The 18,442-nt window shown below is 42.1% G+C and carries 10 protein-coding genes; 9 read left to right on the plus strand and 1 reads right to left on the minus strand.

All coding sequences use genetic code 11. The features are described 5' to 3' along the window. Nucleotides 1-66 precede the first annotated feature (66 nt). Complete coding sequence (locus tag GNF10_RS14210; RefSeq protein ID WP_185584629.1) at nt 67-747, minus strand: riboflavin synthase; 681 nt, start codon at nt 745-747, stop codon at nt 67-69. 340 nt (nt 748-1,087) lie between these two features. Between GNF10_RS14210 and GNF10_RS14215 the strand changes: the two genes are divergently transcribed. The 9 genes from GNF10_RS14215 (at nt 1,088) to GNF10_RS14255 (ending at nt 18,340) form a co-directional block, all read left to right on the plus strand. Then, nucleotides 1,088-1,585 carry a bifunctional nuclease family protein gene (locus GNF10_RS14215; RefSeq protein WP_012406891.1) on the plus strand — a complete coding sequence of 166 codons (498 nt, stop codon included), beginning with the start codon at nt 1,088-1,090 and terminating at the stop codon, nt 1,583-1,585. A 142-nt stretch (nt 1,586-1,727) separates the two neighbouring features. Further along, on the plus strand, nt 1,728-2,858 hold the full coding sequence (locus GNF10_RS14220) for an aldo/keto reductase (protein ID WP_185584631.1): 1,131 nt from the start codon (nt 1,728-1,730) through the stop codon (nt 2,856-2,858). 210 nt (nt 2,859-3,068) lie between these two features. Beyond that, nucleotides 3,069-4,832 (plus strand): ABC transporter ATP-binding protein, encoded by a 1,764-nt coding sequence (locus GNF10_RS14225; RefSeq protein WP_311774158.1) that lies wholly within the window; start codon nt 3,069-3,071, stop codon nt 4,830-4,832. A 273-nt stretch (nt 4,833-5,105) separates the two neighbouring features. Continuing rightward, the gene (gene metH / locus GNF10_RS14230) at nt 5,106-8,633 is read left to right on the plus strand and encodes a methionine synthase (RefSeq protein ID WP_185584634.1); all 3,528 of its coding nucleotides are present in this window, start codon (nt 5,106-5,108) and stop codon (nt 8,631-8,633) included. Between the two features lie 403 nt (nt 8,634-9,036). Then, nucleotides 9,037-10,413, plus strand: a complete 1,377-nt coding sequence (locus tag GNF10_RS14235) for a glycosyltransferase (protein ID WP_185584636.1) — start codon at nt 9,037-9,039, stop codon at nt 10,411-10,413. A gap of 723 nt (nt 10,414-11,136) precedes the next feature. Beyond that, entirely contained in the window at nt 11,137-15,738 is a 4,602-nt protein-coding gene (gene hpsA / locus GNF10_RS14240) for a hormogonium polysaccharide biosynthesis protein HpsA (RefSeq protein WP_185592156.1), read from the plus strand. A 104-nt stretch (nt 15,739-15,842) separates the two neighbouring features. Beyond that, complete coding sequence (gene hpsB, locus GNF10_RS14245; protein WP_185584945.1) at nt 15,843-16,559, plus strand: hormogonium polysaccharide secretion pseudopilin HpsB; 717 nt, start codon at nt 15,843-15,845, stop codon at nt 16,557-16,559. 72 nt (nt 16,560-16,631) lie between these two features. Beyond that, a complete protein-coding gene (gene hpsC / locus GNF10_RS14250) occupies nt 16,632-17,609 on the plus strand; it encodes a hormogonium polysaccharide secretion pseudopilin HpsC (RefSeq protein WP_185584946.1) in 978 nt (325 codons plus the stop codon). A 38-nt stretch (nt 17,610-17,647) separates the two neighbouring features. After that, nucleotides 17,648-18,340 (plus strand): Tfp pilus assembly protein FimT/FimU, encoded by a 693-nt coding sequence (locus GNF10_RS14255; RefSeq protein WP_185584944.1) that lies wholly within the window; start codon nt 17,648-17,650, stop codon nt 18,338-18,340. Nucleotides 18,341-18,442 lie beyond the last annotated feature (102 nt).

The following is an 18,442-nucleotide window of genomic DNA, read 5'->3' on the forward strand; positions in this document are numbered from 1 at the left end:
GGGGAGCAGGGGAAGAATACCTAATTCCCAATTCCCAATGCCCCATGCCCAATGCCCAATTCCTAATTACAAATACCCGTGTTCTGCTAAGAATGCGGGTGTAATGCCATCTAAACTTGTTTCATCATGGGCTGTGGTGTTTGGGTTGCCAGAGTAAAGGAATTTTTCGACGTATTTGCCGAGAATATCCCCTTCTAAATTCACCAAGCTCCCAGCAACCAAATAGCGAAGATTTGTCTCGCTGTATGTGAGGGGGATTACCGATACTTTGAACTGAGAGAGTTCTGAGTCATAAGCGGCTACTGTGAGACTGATGCCGTTGACAGCTATGCTACCTTTGGGGACAATGTATCGTGCGATCGCATCAGATGCAATAAAGGTCATTTCCCAAGAACTAGCCGTTTGTTCTGCCACTAGCAATCGACCGATGCCATCTACATGACCCATCACAAAATGACCGCCAACTTTGCTGCCCACCTTTAACGACGCTTCTAAATTGACATATCTCTGTTGCGTTTGCTCACCTCCTAACGTCGTGCGGCGTAGCGTTTCCGGCGAAGCTGTGGCGATAAACCCGTCTTTTAAAACTTTTTCCACTGTTAAGCAAACGCCATCGACTGCAACACTGTCACCGTAAGCCAAATCTTGCATAATTACTTCACCAGAATGGCTTACACAAGTAATTTGCCAAGAATCGCCCCCCAAGGGTTCTATCGTTCCTAATGCTTGGATTAATCCTGTAAACACGGCTTTTTTGTCAAACTAACTCTATTTATTGCCTAAACTTGCCTGAAATGAATTGGTAATTGTCACAGAAATGTCGAACATCCAAGTATATTTTCTGACTTTTTTTCGTATAGGAATATTAACACATTAGCATCCTTCACAAGGCATACTTGGGTAAGAAGGTTATTGTCTAAGAAGACCAATTTGACTTACTCTGGTTTTCACCACAAGTTCGGAGTTTAATAGAAGCAATTATAGAGAACGAATGCTTATGTTTATTACTGTCACCAAACCGCCTAAAAAGGGGTACTATTTGTTACACGGCACCCAAGGCTCTCGAAGCATTGCAGAGGCTTAGGCAATGATTGAAATGAAAGTCGCTGGCATAGCATTAGATGCCATAACCCGCAGCCCGATCGTCCTTTTGAAAGATTCTTCAGATCGGCGGGCTTTGCCAATTTATATTGGTCAGGAACAGGCTAGGGCAATTATGGGCGCACTGGAGAATCAAAAGCCTCCCAGACCCTTAACCCACGACCTGATTGTGAATCTTCTAGAGACTTGGAATATGACTCTAGAAAAGGTGATCATTCATTCCCTGCAAAAGGATACATTTTATGCAGCTTTAATCGTCCAGCAAGGCGAGGTTAAAAAAGAAATTGACGCACGTCCTAGCGATGCGATCGCCATTGCTCTCCGTACAAATACCCCCATCTGGGTAATGGAAGAAGTGATTGCCGATGCTTCTATCCCTGTTGACCGCGATGCAGATGAAGCCGAACAGCAAGCCTTCCGTGAATTTATTTCTAATCTCCGTCCTGAAGATTTGATCAAGCGCTTTGGTAATGGCGACAGCTAGAAAATTTCTGAGTGCTGAGTGCTGAGAAAGAATAGAGAATCTTAAAAGTAAATTCTTTATTCTTTCTTTTTCACTTTTTCATTCTTGTACAGACAATATTAATCGTCTGTTTACTCAGCACTCACTACTCAGGACTCATTTTATGCAATACCGACGCTTTGGGAAAACGAATCTGCACCTCTCGGTTTTCTCTTTGGGAACAATGCGCTACCTGGCCTCTTTTGAAAATGCTCACCAGATCATTGAACAAGCCTTAGCGCTAGGAATTAATCATCTGGAAACCGCTAGAGGTTACGGCAAAAGCGAGGAGTATCTTGGTAGGGCATTAAAAGCTGGGTTATCAGTACCCCGAACGAAGCTTTATATCACTACCAAAATCTCAGCCACAGCAGATGCTGACACCATGCGTCGGTGCATCGATGAATCCCTAGAACGATTACAGCTAGATTATTTAGATTGCTTAGGCGTTCATGGCTTGAACACTTGGCAACATTTGGAGTGGGTGCAAGCCAAAAATGGCTGTATGCAAGCCCTAGAGGAAGCTGTTGCTGATGGTCGAGTGCGACACGTGGGTTTTTCCAGCCACGGGTCATTAGAGCTAATTGAGGCAGCTATAAAAACAGATTTTTTTGAGTTTGTCAATCTGCATTATTACTATTTTTTTCAACGGCACGCACCAGCAATTCAACTAGCTGCCGAAAAAGATATGGGCATTTTCATTATTTCTCCTGCTGATAAAGGGGGAAAGCTGTATACGCCACCCCAAACCCTAAAAGATTTGTGTCAGCCGTATTCCCCCTTAGAACTAAGCTATCGTTTTTTACTTACTGACAACCGTATTAATACTTTAAGTATAGGGCCAGCCAACCCAGATGAATTAATAGAACCTTTGCAAGTTGCTGACCATGATGGGGAGCTAAAATCAGCAGAAATTTCTGCTTTCCAGAGGTTAGAAAATCACCAAAAATTTACTTTGGGAACTGATAAATGTAGCCAATGTTATGCTTGTTTGCCTTGTCCAGAAAATATCAATATTCCAGAGGTATTACGGTTACGTAATCTCGCAGTGGCATACGATATGAAAGACTATGGACAATATCGTTACGGAATGTTTGAGAATGCTGGTCACTGGTTCCCTGGGATGAAAGGCGATCGCTGTACAGAATGTGGAGACTGTTTACCTCGGTGTCCAGAAAAGTTAGATATTCCAGCTTTATTGGCAGATACTCACCAAAAATTAAGTGGGAAAGCAGGTCGGAGGTTGTGGGGATAAAAATGTAAGCGTGAGAGTCACCACTTAGCCGCACACCCGTCATTCTGGCTCCTAAGTTCTAACTTCTTTTTTGGTAAAATTAATAAAGATTAAATAAAGTCAGGAAAATCCGCCCAAGCTGGGGTATCTTTTCCAAAAAAAGATGAAAATTAAAAAAAAAGAAATATCCTACGCCAATCCCTGACGGTTTTCCGCTACAGTGGACGGGCTGTGAACTTGGTATGGACTACCAGCCGATCGCTTACCATTCTGCTGGCGAGTTTAACTTTAGTGGCTGGTCTTTTACCGGCGGCGATATCCTACATCAGTAAATTAATTGTTGATGCAGTGGTATTTGCCTCTCAAGTTAATTCACAAAACAATGGTTTTGTCAATATTTATCATTCCCTATCTTATGTAGGATTAGAAGCGATCGCTGTAATTCTACTAGCAGGTAGTCAACGGGGAATCCTCATTTGCCAGTCTTTATTACGGGCGCTAATGGGTCAACGAGTGAATGTACTCATCTTAGAAAAGGCGCTGACACTGGATCTTAGGCAGTTTGAAGACTCAGAATTTTATGACAAATTGACCAATGCCCGACGAGAAGCATCAGTTCGTCCCCTTTCGTTAGTAAACCGCACCTTTGGATTGGTGCAAAATGCCCTTTCCCTGATTACCTACGGTATTTTACTAGTAAATTTCTCAGCTTGGGCCGTGGTGGTGCTGATTTTGGCAGCGATGCCTGTATTTATTGCCGAAACAAAGTTTGCTGGAGAAGGCTTTCGCCTATTTAGTTGGCGGGCGGCAGAAACTCGTCAACAGCATTACTTAGAAAATCTGCTAGCAAGAGAAGATTTTGTCACAGAAGTCAAACTCTACCAGTTGGGAGAGATGCTGCTAGGGCGTTACCGCAACCTGTTTCATCAACTCTATGGTGAAGACCGTGATTTGACTCTGCGGCGAGGATTGTGGGGCTATCTCCTGGGTTTAGTCAGTACTGGTGCTTTTTACCTAGCTTATGCTTGGATTGTACTAGAAACAGTGCAAGGTAAGATTTCCTTGGGAGATATGACAATGTATCTCACCGTTTTTCGTCAAGGACAATCAACTTTCTCCAATGCCCTCACATCTATTGGAGGGATGTATGAAGACAACCTATATTTATCAAATCTCTATGATTTCCTAGAAGAAGAAGTACCAAAGTCTTGGGGTAAGGCAACCATTGGTTTAAATCCCCAAGATGGTATCCGTTTTGAGAACGTATCATTTACTTATCCAGGAAGTTCTAAGCCAGCCTTGACAAACATTTCGCTACACTTGAAACCCAGAGAAAAACTGGCAATTGTCGGTGAAAACGGTTCCGGTAAGACTACTTTAATCAAACTACTTACCCGACTCTACACCCCAGATTCTGGGCGAATTTTCTTAGATGGCTTGGACTTGCAGGAATGGGATGTGGATGTGTTGCGTCGTCGTATTGGTGTGATTTTCCAGAACTTTGTCCGCTACCAGTTCACTGTGGGCGAGAATATTGGCGTGGGAGATGTAGAACAACTCGAAAACAAAACCCTTTGGCAAACTGCTGCGGAAAAAGGCATGGCCCAATCTTTTATTGACCAATTACCTCAAAGCTTCCAGACTCAACTTGGGCGTTGGTTTAAAGGAGGACAGGAACTTTCTGGGGGACAGTGGCAGAAAATTGCTTTGTCTCGTGCTTTTATGCGATCGCAAGCAGATATCTTAGTATTGGATGAACCAACATCAGCAATAGATGCCCAAGCTGAATTTGAGATTTTCAATCATTTTCGCGCTATTACTCAAAATCAGATGGTGCTTTTGATTTCCCATCGCTTTTCTACAGTCCGAATGGCTGACAAAATCGTAGTTATAGAAAACGGCGAAGTTATAGAACAGGGAACTCACGAAGAATTGCTACAGCTAAAAGGACGTTATGCCAAGTTGTTTCTGTTACAAGCAGCGGGTTATCAGTAAATCGCTAAAACCACTGTATACTAAGCATTTCAGATTTACGGATAAGTCTAATAGTGATTTGAAATTATAGCTTTTCCTAATGAAACGAGTTACATCATAGCCTCCTCCTCGCTTGGGAGTTGGGGGTTCTTTTACCTCATTCAACTGAAAACCGCGATATAAAGAAAACCAGACTTTATTAAAGGCTGCCACAAATATCACAATTTTGGAAAATAATAAAGTAAGTCGAGTATCACAAGACTCACTTGATGTCCTCATTTATTCTAGGAAAATATGACTCATTCTTTCCTTGAACGCCTGCGTAGTCCAGATAGCCCAGTCCTCGTCTTCGACGGGGCGATGGGAACCAACTTACAAACCCAAAACCTGACTGCTGAAGACTTCGGCGGCCCACAGTATGAAGGTTGTAACGAATATTTAGTCCACACGAAACCCGAAGCTGTCGCTAAGGTTCACCGTGACTTTCTCGCTGCTGGTGCAGATGTCATTGAAACGGATACCTTTGGTAGTACGTCCCTGGTGCTGGCAGAATATGACTTGGCAGACCAAGCCTACTACCTCAGCAAGACAGCCGCAGAATTGGCGAAGCGTGTGGCTGCGGAATTTTCCACGCCAGAAAAACCCCGGTTTGTGGCTGGTTCCATCGGCCCGACAACCAAACTCCCAACTTTGGGACATATTGACTTTGACACCATGAAAGCTACTTTTGCTGAACAAGCAGAGGCGCTGTGGGATGGTGGTGTTGATTTATTTCTGGTGGAAACTTGCCAAGACGTGCTGCAAATTAAGGCGGCGCTGAATGGAATTGAAGAAGTGTTTGCCAAAAAAGGCGATCGCCGCCCGTTGATGGTTTCTGTGACAATGGAAAGCATGGGCACAATGTTGGTAGGTTCAGAAATCAGCGCTGTGCTGACAATTTTGGAACCTTACCCAATTGACATTCTCGGTCTAAACTGCGCCACAGGCCCAGACTTGATGAAACCACATATCAAGTATCTGGCAGAACATTCACCTTTCATCGTTTCCTGTATACCCAACGCGGGTTTACCTGAAAACGTCGGCGGTCAAGCACACTACCGCCTGACACCGTTAGAATTACGGATGTCGCTGATGCATTTTGTTGAAGATTTGGGTGTCCAAGTGATCGGGGGTTGCTGTGGGACGCGTCCAGAACACATTCAACAATTGGCCGAACTTGCTAAAGACCTGAAGCCTAAAGTTAGACATCCAAGTTTAGAACCAGCAGCAGCATCAATTTACACCACTCAGCCTTACGATCAAGATAATTCTTTCTTGATTGTTGGCGAACGTCTCAACGCCAGTGGTTCCAAGAAGTGCCGCGATTTGCTAAATGCCGAAGATTGGGATGGACTCGTTTCAATGGCGAGGGCGCAAGTCAAAGAAGGCGCACACATCCTCGATGTCAACGTCGATTATGTGGGACGCGATGGTGTGCGGGATATGCACGAACTAGTTTCGCGCATTGTTAATAATGTCACACTGCCCTTAATGCTTGACTCCACCGAATGGGAAAAAATGGAGGCGGGTTTAAAGGTTGCCGGTGGTAAGTGTTTGCTGAATTCCACCAACTACGAAGATGGAGAATCGCGCTTTTTAAAGGTGCTGGAGTTAGCGAAGAAATACGGTGCTGGTGTAGTCATTGGTACTATCGACGAAGATGGAATGGCGCGAACAGCAGACAAAAAGTTTGCGATCGCACAACGCGCATACCGTCAAGCTGTAGAATATGGCATACCACCTACAGAAATATTCTTTGATACCCTAGCGTTACCCATTTCCACCGGGATTGAAGAAGACCGAGAAAACGGTAAAGCCACCATTGAATCCATCCGACGCATTCGTGAAGGATTGCCTGGGTGTCATGTAATTTTGGGTGTTTCCAATATTTCCTTTGGTTTAACTCCAGCCTCGCGGATGGTGCTGAACTCAGTGTTTTTGCACGAAGCGACGACGGCGGGAATGGATGCAGCCATTGTCAGTGCTAACAAGATTTTACCCCTCTCGAAGATTGACGAACGCCATCAAGAAATTTGTCGGCAGTTGATTTATGATGAGCGGAAGTTTGAGGGTAATGTTTGCGTTTACGATCCCTTGGGAGAGCTTACCACAGCGTTTGCCGGGGTTACAACTAAGCGCGATCGCTCCTTAGATGAAAGTCTCCCTATCCCAGAACGTCTCAAACGCCACATCATCGACGGCGAACGCATTGGCTTAGAAGAACATCTGAAAAAAGCCTTAGAAGAACATCCCCCCTTAGAAATTATCAACACCTTCTTGCTAGATGGCATGAAAGTTGTTGGGGAATTATTCGGTTCGGGACAAATGCAGTTACCCTTCGTGTTGCAATCTGCGGAAACCATGAAAGCGGCAGTTGCGTTTTTAGAACCCTTCATGGAAAAATCAGAATCGGGCAACAATGCCAAGGGAACCTTTATCATTGCCACAGTCAAAGGCGATGTCCACGACATTGGTAAAAACTTGGTGGATATCATCTTGTCTAACAACGGCTACAAGGTGATTAACCTGGGAATTAAACAACCAGTAGAAAACATCATCAACGCTTACGAACAGCACAAAGCTGATTGTATTGCCATGAGTGGCTTGCTAGTAAAATCCACCGCTTTCATGAAAGAGAACTTGGAGGTATTTAACGAAAAGGGAATTAGTGTCCCCGTGATTTTAGGAGGTGCGGCGTTAACTCCCAAATTTGTCTATGAAGATTGCCAAAATACCTATAAAGGTAAAGTCGTTTATGGCAAAGATGCCTTTTCTGACTTGCACTTCATGGATAAATTAATGCCAGCAAAAGCTACTGGTAACTGGGAAGATTTGCAAGGATTTTTGAACGAAATCGAAACGGCTGAAGTTTCGAAAAATGGTCACAAAGAACCAAAAGCTAAGACTGCTGAAGAAACATCTGCTGAACCAAAAGTAGTAGATACAAGACGTTCTGATGCTGTGGCGATAGATATTGAACGTCCAACACCGCCTTTCTGGGGAACGCAGTTATTGCAGCCTAGTGATATTCCCATTGAGGAAATATTCTGGCACTTAGATTTACAAGCTTTAGTTGCTGGACAATGGCAATTCCGTAAACCAAAAGAACAATCTAAGGAAGAATATCAGGCTTTCTTAGCTGAGAAAGTTTACCCAATTTTAGAAACTTGGAAACAGCGAATTATTGAAGAAAATCTGTTGCATCCCCAGGTGATTTATGGGTATTTCCCTTGTCAATCTGAGGGGAATTCTCTACATATATATGATTCAGAGAACCAATCACAAAAGGTTGCAACTTTTGAATTCCCCAGACAAAAGTCATTAAGGCGGCTGTGCATAGCAGATTTCTTTGCACCCAAGGAATCGGGAATTATTGATGTCTTCCCGATGCAGGCGGTGACTGTAGGGGAGATTGCCACAGAGTTTGCTCAAAAGCTATTTGCGGCTAATCAATACACCGATTATCTGTATTTCCACGGTATGACGGTGCAGGTGGCGGAAGCTGTAGCTGAATGGACACACGCCAGAATCCGCCGAGAGTTAGGTTTTACTGCTGAAGAACCCGACAATATTCGGGACATATTAGCGCAACGCTATCGTGGCTCACGGTATAGTTTTGGTTATCCAGCTTGCCCAAATATCCAAGACCAATACAAGCAACTGGAGTTATTGCAGACTGACAGAATTAAATTGTATATGGATGAAAGTGAACAACTTTATCCAGAACAGTCGACCACTGCAATTATTACTTACCACCCAGTAGCAAAATACTTTAGCGCTTAATCCATATCGCCTCCCCCTCTCCTTAATAACTACGGTGTACACACAAGTCTTCTAGAGCTGCCCCAGAGCCTTTTGATCCCCCCAACCCCCCTTAAAAAGAGGGGCAAAAGTCTCTTAAAGTCCCCCTTTTTAAGGGGGATTTAGGGGGATCTCCAACGATTTTAGGTTTGTACAGAGATGTGTGTACACCGTAGCTCCTTAATAAGGAGAGCAGGGTGGTTTCATACAAAGAAAGAAAAAGCCTTTCGGACTTGATTGGCTAAAGCACGTTGAGCTTAAGGGATAGTGCGAAAACCGAGAAATGTGGCAAGAGTGATGATTGGAGTACAGATATTACTGGGTAATTCACAATACAGCGAATAAAATGGCAAGAGCAGATTTCCTATCCTGGAGATTCCTCCCTATGAAAGTAATCCAAGCTCTTGCTCGTTATTTTCCAGATAAATGCGGTGGTATTCAAGTAAACCTCAACGATTTACTGCCAGAATTGCGATCGCTCTTAGCATTGGCGGAGCGATCGCATGATATTGACATCTTGATAGCAGCCGCCAAATTAGGTTCCCCACATGGTGATACTTACAAGTACAACGATGTAGAAGTTTATCGATATCCTGTATTTCCAGTACCTAGAACACAACCGAATCACGGTCAATTTCCTCATGGAAAATTTGAAGATTTTGCTAATTGGCTATCTCACCAAAAAGCAGATATTTACCATCAGCACCATTGGGAAGTATCTTGTGGATTGCCTCATCTACGTTTGGCAAAAGAATTAGGCTTGTCAACGGTTGTAACAATCCATTATCCTCTACCCTTATGCCAGCGAACTACTCTGATGTTCAATGGACAACAGGCTTGTGATGGCAAAATAGATGTGGTGCGTTGTTCCCAGTGTGCTGATAGTTTAAGCAGAAAGCTACCTGCTGCAATGGTCAAAGGTTTTAGCTATCTGCCCGAAGCTATTTTGGGGAGAGTACCATTGCCTGTAAGTGCCTATCTTCCTGCCTCAGTAGACGAGGGCAACTTAGGACAATTTGTGCGTCCTTTTGTGATACCTGGTTATGTTACTGCCCGCAAAAAAAGTCTGCTAGAAATGGCAAAATATGCTGACCGCATTGTAGCAGTGTGTGATTGGCTTTATGAAGCTCTACTGATTAACGGCATTCCTGAAAAAAAACTCGTTCTCTCTCGACACGGAATTTCTGACGCTACACAAGAAAAATCAACACTGGTATTACAGCAATCTGGTACTTTAAAAGTAGTTTTTTTAGGACGCTGGGATATATATAAAGGTATTGATATCTTAGTCCAAGCAGTTAAAGATTTACCTGCGGTGATTCCCATTGAATTGATAATTCATGGCATAGCGCAAGATGAACGATATCGCCAAAAAATTTTTAACCTGATTGACAATGACCCTCGAATTCGCGTAGAGAAACAACTAACTAGAGTTGAACTTACCCAGGCTCTAGCCAATTACGACATCCTAGCTGTACCTTCCCAATGGCTAGAAACTGGGCCTTTAGTTGTCTTAGAAGCCCATGAAGCCGGCCTTCCTGTAATTGGTTCCAATTTGGGGGGTATTGCCGAACTTATAAAACATGGCATTGATGGTTGGTTAGTAACTGCTAATGATACTAAAGCTTGGACTCAAGCTCTTGAGCGATTAGCAACAGATGCTAATTTACTTAATAAATTGCGCCAAGGTATTAAACCTATTCGCACAGTAAATATGCAGGCAGCAGATTTAGCAACCATATATAAAAACCTACAACGGTAGTTTCAAGAATTAAATACTAGTACAGCACGGCGTAAATAAACATACCATTTCAAATGGTGCAACAGCTTGGAATACAATTCTTTTGACTTTTGGCTTTTGACTTCCGCCTTGCGGTACTAGTCCTATAGTCTGTGCAAACGCCAGTGTAATGCAGCTATTGACTATTAAACCTAATTACTGCGTATTTGCTTGAAATTATAAATATTTATTCTACCGCCTCCCTACTACAGTGAGGTTTTAAATTTTTTCATATTATTTTGCCCCTAGCTGATATTTTTACTTGAACAAGTGGGTATTATAGCCTTAGTATGCTGACAACATCTTCATAAAGCTAGCTTTGAATGAAATGGATTTCTACAAAGCTAATTTTAAGTCATACTATTTTTCTACAAAATTGAGCTTAATTAGCTTGGGAATGCAGGTTTTTTCTGTGAGATCAGCCTTCTATATAAGGATAAATTTTTATTTCATTAGCAGACATAAACTAAATAATTTCGAGAAGATCAGTATTTTTCGGTATTAAGTAAAAAATGAACCCATGATATAAAGTGAATAAATCTTATTGGTTAATTTACTACTGCATTTTTAAAAATGTTTAAACAAGGTTAATTCTCGCATAAATCAAAAGTTTCACTTTTAGTTTATATCTGACACAATAGGCTGGATATCTATAAAGTCAAATATCCTCACATCCGTAAGCAAACACTTGGGAGGGAAGCATCTATGTCTGTAAGACGTAAGTTATTCAAGGCACTAATATTTTATTTTAAAAAAATTAGTAACCAGTTTTTGTCTACAATAAAAAAGCAAATAATTTGGTTACTAAGAACTTTTTTCACCACTACTAGAAGACATGGTGCGGGAAATGCTGGTTTTGTTTTACCAACGGTAGCAATGGTATCTTTAGTTGTTGTACTGTTAACAACAGCAATTCTATTTCGCTCGTTTGAACGCTCCAAGAATGCTAGTAATGTTCGAGTAAATGAGGCTGCACTCAACGCTGCAACTCCGGCAATTGACCGCGCTAGAGCTAAAATAAATAAGCTATTTCAAGATGGACGACTACCACGAGCCACACCAACAGATGACGCGTTGTATTCTACTTTGAGCGGCAATATCAATGAATATACATTTGGTGATGAAACTCAACTTCAACTGGCTCTAAATACCGATCAACAAGCAAAAAGAACCGAAACTGCTGAAAAAGCGAAGACACTAAATACTGCATGGTTATATCCTCTAGATACTGATAATAACGGCAAATTTGATAGCTACACGCTTTATGGCATTTACTTTAGAAATCCTCCCATAAACGCTGGTGTATATAAATATGCCAGAAATCCATTAGAAGCAAGAACTTTACCAATGACTGCTGGTAATGTCAGTGGAGATTGTGGAGATACGCTAGGTACAAGTGCTACCTTAGTAGGTAATACTGGCTGGTTTAAAGTGGGCAATAAGTTGAAAAAAGCCTTTTTTGTCTATACAGCAACTGTTCCTATTACTACTACACCATCTAATAATAAATACGAACTTTACAAAGGTAATAAAAGTTTTTCTGCTTTAGAGTATCAACAAGAACGTGTCCAAATTCCTGTAGTTAATAATGCTGTTCTTTATGAAGATGATATAGGACTTAGCCCAGGCCCCGCCTTCAGATTAAATGGACGAATTTTTACCAATAGTAATTTTCTCACTGGTTCGCCAGCAAATAGTGTCAAGCTATTTCAAGTTAGCAGTAAGGAATCCTGTTTCTACGATAACGATAATGCCAAAATAGTAATTGGTGGAAACTTGGGCGCTGGTGGTTTTACAGATACAAGTGACTTAGGCAATGTCACTAAAGTGCATTTATTTAGAAAAGGAGAAGCTACAGATCCTGTTGAAGTCGATTTTGCAAAATCAACTACTCCAGCATCAAACGAAGCGAATTTCATGGCTTATAACAGCCTTGCCTATACTCAGCGTATCACTCGGCTAGTTAACGCCCAAATAGCTACCACAAATCCTGATCCGACAGAAGTTACCAAAGGTATTCAACAACAAAAGGATAAGCTTGCTTTAACAAGTTACACCACAGCAGAAAACGACGCACTACGCAAACAACAGCTACAGCTTTACTTTCAAAAACGCACCCGCCGCGTACCTTACAAAGAAGTTGCTGCTGGAAGCACTGAATTAGTTGCATTAGGTACATACGCCACAACTACTCCACTTCAAGGCAGTGGCGATACCCTACGCCCTGTAGATGCTTGGATGTATCCTACCGATCCCACGGATGGGAAAACGGGTACTGGTTACGCTAATTTAACACTAAATATCAGCAGTAATAAACTGATACCTGGTGCAACGGAACCCACAAAACTAGAAAAAGACTATGGCGAAAAAGAACAATCCTTGGGTGACAGGGTTGTAATTGGTAATAATCTGCCTCAAATCTGGTGGGACAGCAATCAAAGCCAATTCGTCGGCCCAAATTTCCAAGATACCCAAAATATTAGCGGTGTTAACTGGGATCTACCAACAACACCTGCTACACCTCGCACTCGCCGCTCTCGCGTACAAATACTAGCTGATTTAGGCTCTACAGACCGAGATAAAGATTGGGAACTAGCAGCAGCTCAAGTTCCGAGTACCATACAAGACCCTGTTGGTGGTTTACGAGTGGTAACTGGTGCTGGGATTTATTTGCCTGATAATTACACAGCCGCAAGTACTACCTTCACTTCAGCTACCAAAGAAATTTGGTCTGATCTGATGCCAGTGCCTCAAGCTCCAGCACCCACACAAAAGACTATTAAGCCATATTGGATGTATGATTACTCTGCTGTAGGCGCAAATAATTACTCTTCAATACAGTATAAATGGCCCGAAATTGCCGATCCAACTAAGACACCATATCTGCGGATGCGAGCTACAGCTGTTTATCACTACAAAGCCACTAGTTACAACCAGCAAAGTCCACAGCCTATAGCTTGTGTAAGCAGCTTTTACGTCCCTACTAATAGCACTACTGCTAAAAATCAAACAGGACTTCCAGCTTGGGCTTCAGATGCTAATAGTTCAGCTACAGGTGGTCTATCCAACAACGGCATAGTTTACGGGCCTCCAACCAAAACAGTTACTGATTATCAGGCCCTACTGACTTATCAATCTCAATTAAAATATCCAAAAGGAGATATAAAAGGAGATCCAAAACGTCCAATAACTGATACAACTAATCCAGATTATTTAGCTGGACGTTCTATAGATGATGGACTGCTAGCAAAAGCTTTAGCAAAAACCACAGATCGTACTCTTTCGGAACAATCTACAATTCATGCTGCAATTTGCGCCCTACAAATTTTAGATGGCAGCATTTCTCCAGTAACCACTACACCTCCTATTCCTCACGGTGCAATTCAAGAAACTGCCTTTTTAGATGCAAGACAGGTTAGGGCAAATCAAACAACCACTACAAGTACTGATTACGATCTTGCAACAAAAGACAGACAACCTTTAGAAGTTCGCGCCACAGTATTAGATATCAACTCGCTTCGCACTACTACGTATGGTGCGGCAACTCCAGCGCAAGAATACTTACTGCCAAATAGCGGCATTATCTATGCTACTCGCAATGATGCATTGCCAGATTTGAGTTCAACAAAGACAGATTCAGAGGCGAAAAAACTTGAAAGCCCGGTGGATTATACGCTTGACCCAACGCGCCGTCCTAATGCCATTATGCTCATCAACGGCTCCCAAATCGGTCGCGGCACAAGTAATAATTATCGAGACGTAGAGAAAGGGTTGATTTTAGGTACCAATTTGCCTGTTTACGTTAAGGGGAACTTTAATCTTCACACCCAAGAAGAGTTCACAACAGCATTGTCAGATGATTGGAGCAATTTCTATACTCGCGCCAAAGCACAGCGCAATCCAAATTTCGCTTGTCGTCCAAATGACACAAGGCTACCAAACTGTACAACTGGTGATCTGTGGCGGCCTGCATCTGTGTTGGCAGATTCTGTTACTTTACTTTCTAATAACTTTAGATTAGGCTACCGCGATGAGGGAGATTATGGCTGGAGTAATAGCTATGATGCTCCATTCCCGATACCATCTGGATTCTCACAATACAATAGCTTTGTTCCCGTAGCTCGATGGCGCGACACCACTACAGGCATACCCAAAGACCTTGACTCAACTACAACAGGGTTTCAAGGTAGTTCTTACCTCAACAACTTTGTGACACCAATTGCGCTACAAATACCACCAGGGACGTATTTGACGGAAGTTTGTTCTGCAACTAACGTAGCAGATTGTAGTGATCCGACAAAAGCGACAACTGCATGGACAATCCAGACAGCCTGTGGAGGTGGAGGAGGTAATACGTTTTATAATGGTCAAATTGTTGGTAAAAATGGAAATCCAAACAATAGTCGAATAAAAACAGGATACATCTTTGATGATCCAGCGACGGATTATTCAGGAGGATGCTTTACTGCAACTGCTCCTCGGAGAATTGCTTTTGTACGTGATGCAACGACTGGTCAATTAGTTACTCCTCTTAGAGTCTTAGGAGTTGATAACACCAACCCTGGTACGGTACGAGAATTTCCTCTAGGATCGACAACATCCACTACGGGGACAACACTATTACCGCCACCAAACGATGCGTTCATGCCCTGGCTGAAGCCTGTTATAACTGCTGGTGCTGTTAGTGGATTTGAACCAGTTCTACAAATTAACCAACCCTTTGCTACTCCTCAAAACCCAGATAACACTGATCAGATTATCTCTGGAACCCACAATAATTGGTTGCAAACAGCTACTGAAACTACCTTTAATTTAATTGCTGTGGCTGGAGATACCCCAGCGCGTCCTACAGAAGACAATGGTGGTCTACACAACTTTGTGCGCTTCATGGAAAACTGGAACCCAACAGGAGGAACAAGCGATGCCATTAAAGCTAGGATTAGTGGCTCTTTCGTCCAGACTAAACGAAGTGCCTATGCCACAGCACCATTCAACACATCTATATCAACTCAATCTGATAATTTTAAGTATAAGATTCAAGGCAACAACAGCAGGACTCCTTTCTATCTGGCTCCTACACGGCAATGGGGTTATGATGTAGCGCTGCTATCTCAGTCGCCTGACTTATTAGCCCAAAAATTGGCAACCATACCAGACGATTTGCCAGATGAGTACTTCCGGGAAGTTGGTCGAGATGACGCATGGGTGCAAAGTTTGTTGTGTGCGAAAAAACCCGATACTAGCACTCCTCCTGTATATACTGCTGCAATCGATTCCGATCAACGTCCTAGTAACTGCCCATCTTAAAACTTCATACTACTCTCCTAAACTGTAACTTTCACTTTAGGGGAGTAAAATTTCTCAATTACATTTTTGAATGCAAATTGGTATCAGAAGCTGGTGATAAGTTAATGATTAAGCATAAACTACAACAACAAATCATCCCTAATGATGAGTCTGGTTTTACGATTATTGAGTCTTTGGTAGCAATAGTTATAGTTGCTATTTTAATGGCAGCGATCGCACCTACGATCGTCATTTCAACAGCAACCCGCGTTCAATCTCGACGAGTGGAACTTGCAACTCAAGCGACAAAAACATTCATTGATGGCATCAGAACTGGAGCTATTACTACAGTGCCAAGTACACTAGTTACACTTGCAACTCCAACTGCGGCCGCACCTAGAAGGGTTTCAGATGTAGCAGGTACGCCACCTATAACAGGTAGACCACAAGATTATTTAATTAACAATATTACAGATATGCCTACTCCCACATTGGCAACTGGTCTGTATTGTTTCAATAAGAATGGCATCATTAGTAATCCAGATTGTTCAAGCAATACAAACAATCTGTTTTATATTCAAGCTGGTCGAATTGTCCAAAGTACTGGGATAAACGATGGTTATCGTCTGGCAATTCGGATCTATCGGGCAGATGTTGACTTTAGCAAAACTCTCAAAGCCAGCACCGATACTACTAATAACAGACAAAAAACATTCACAGGTGGACTAGGCGATCGTCAAGCACCATTAATCGAAATGACAACTGATATTGCTAACAGTTACACGACATTTCAGGCTTTGTGTAAGCGACTTGGTGTTGCAACAAATCAAAATTGTCAATAAAAAATTGAGCAAGTTTACAATTGGCGATGCTCATTATGCATCTATTAATAATAAAGAGAATATCACAATATGGTGAGGACACTAAAATTTTTACTCAGAAGCCAGCTAAAACGCTCTAGGCTAGTTCAACAAGTTAATGGTTTTACAATGATTGAATTGTTGATTGCCATGATCCTGGCATTCCTGATCCTCACGCCGTTGCTAGGATTCATGGTTAATATTATGGATACAGACCGAAAGGAGCAAGCAAAGGCAAATTCTGAGCAAGAAATTCAAACTGCGCTAGACTATATTTCCCGTGATTTACAACAAGCAATTTATCTTTATGATGCTGATGGAATTGAAGCTATCAAAAATCAATTACCTAATTCGAGCGCAACAGATAGAGTCCCTGTTCTTGTCTTTTGGAAGCGAGAAATAGTTAACCAAGCGCTTACAATTACAGGAACCGAAAAAGATGATACTTTTGTATACTCATTAGTTGCCTACTATTTAATTAAAGACTCTAGTTCTAGTTCTACTTGGTCTAATGCAGCTCGGATTGCGAGATGGCAAATTAAGGATGGTGTACCAGCTAGTACTGGTGTTGATTGTACTGGCTATACTGGCAAATATATTACTGGTAATTGCCCTAGTCCAGGTTTTACCCTATTTAAACTCGATGGAGTAGGTACTATTAATGACAAGATGAATGCTTGGGTAAAAGCCACAGAAACTTATACTGCTGATACTACAGTACTTGTTGACTTTATTGATCAAACCAAAACTGATGATACAACACCAGCACCTGCGGCAACTTGCCCTACTGATAACAACACCTGGCAAAAAGTATCACCAAACACTGCTAGCTTTAATACACGTAATGCTGGCAAAATGACTGGTTTCTATGCGTGTATCGATAGGGTTAACACAACAGCACAAGTATCTTTACGAGGCAATGCACTCGCACGTTTACAAAGCAATAACCTTAATTACACAGATACCAACAAAACTTATTTTCCAAGTGCAAGTATACGTGTACAAGGGCGCGGATATTTATTTACTAAATAAGTGCTGAAAATTAAAGGATTAATCAATGGCAACTAATTATGGAAAAGTTAAGTTTGAACTTATTGAACTCTATCCACAGGAATGGAAGAAGCCAACAGCGATGTTTAGTTAAGAGGCTAAGTTATGGTTGTAGATACGCTCAACAAGATGCTGGCTTTACCTTGCTAGAATTAATCGTAGTGATGGTGATGATTGGAATTTTAGCAGCGATCGCAGCTCCTGGTTGGCTTGCCTTTGTGAATCGGCAGAAAGTGAATAAGGTTAACGATGCTGTTTTAGCCGCACTGCAAGAAGCACAGCGCGAAGCTAAAAACAAAAAACTTAGCTACACTGTCAGTTTTCAGAAAAATACCACAACCCAAAATGCAGAGGTTGCTGTTTATAATACCAATGCTGGAAGCCCGACATGGAAACCTTTAGGAGCGGATGTAGGCATCAGCTCTGATAAATTTCTGCTAGGTGCAAATCTCACCAGTCAAAACACTGCTGGTTCATCTGTCTCTTACACTTTAAGTGCGTCAACAAAAATTACCTTTGACTATATGGGGACTTTACCCAATGCAAGCTTTGGAACACCTGTAGCCCCTTCGACAGAGCCACCTGGGTTAAAAATAGTGGTAGCTGTACCAAGCTCTCCAAACTCCACATCGCCTAGTAGCGTCAAGCGATGCGTCATTGTGAAAACTCTCTTAGGCTCAATGCTCACAGCAAAAGATGATAAATGCGGTTAAGTAGCTTATGCAGGAATCTTCATTTCAAATTACGTAATAATACTGTATATAAAACTGCACGTTGATAGCAAAATTAAAACATCAGGTGCAGTTTTTAATGTT

The sequence above is a fragment of the Nostoc sp. UCD121 genome (assembly GCF_014222285.1).
In the GTDB taxonomy this organism is placed as follows: domain Bacteria; phylum Cyanobacteriota; class Cyanobacteriia; order Cyanobacteriales; family Nostocaceae; genus Nostoc.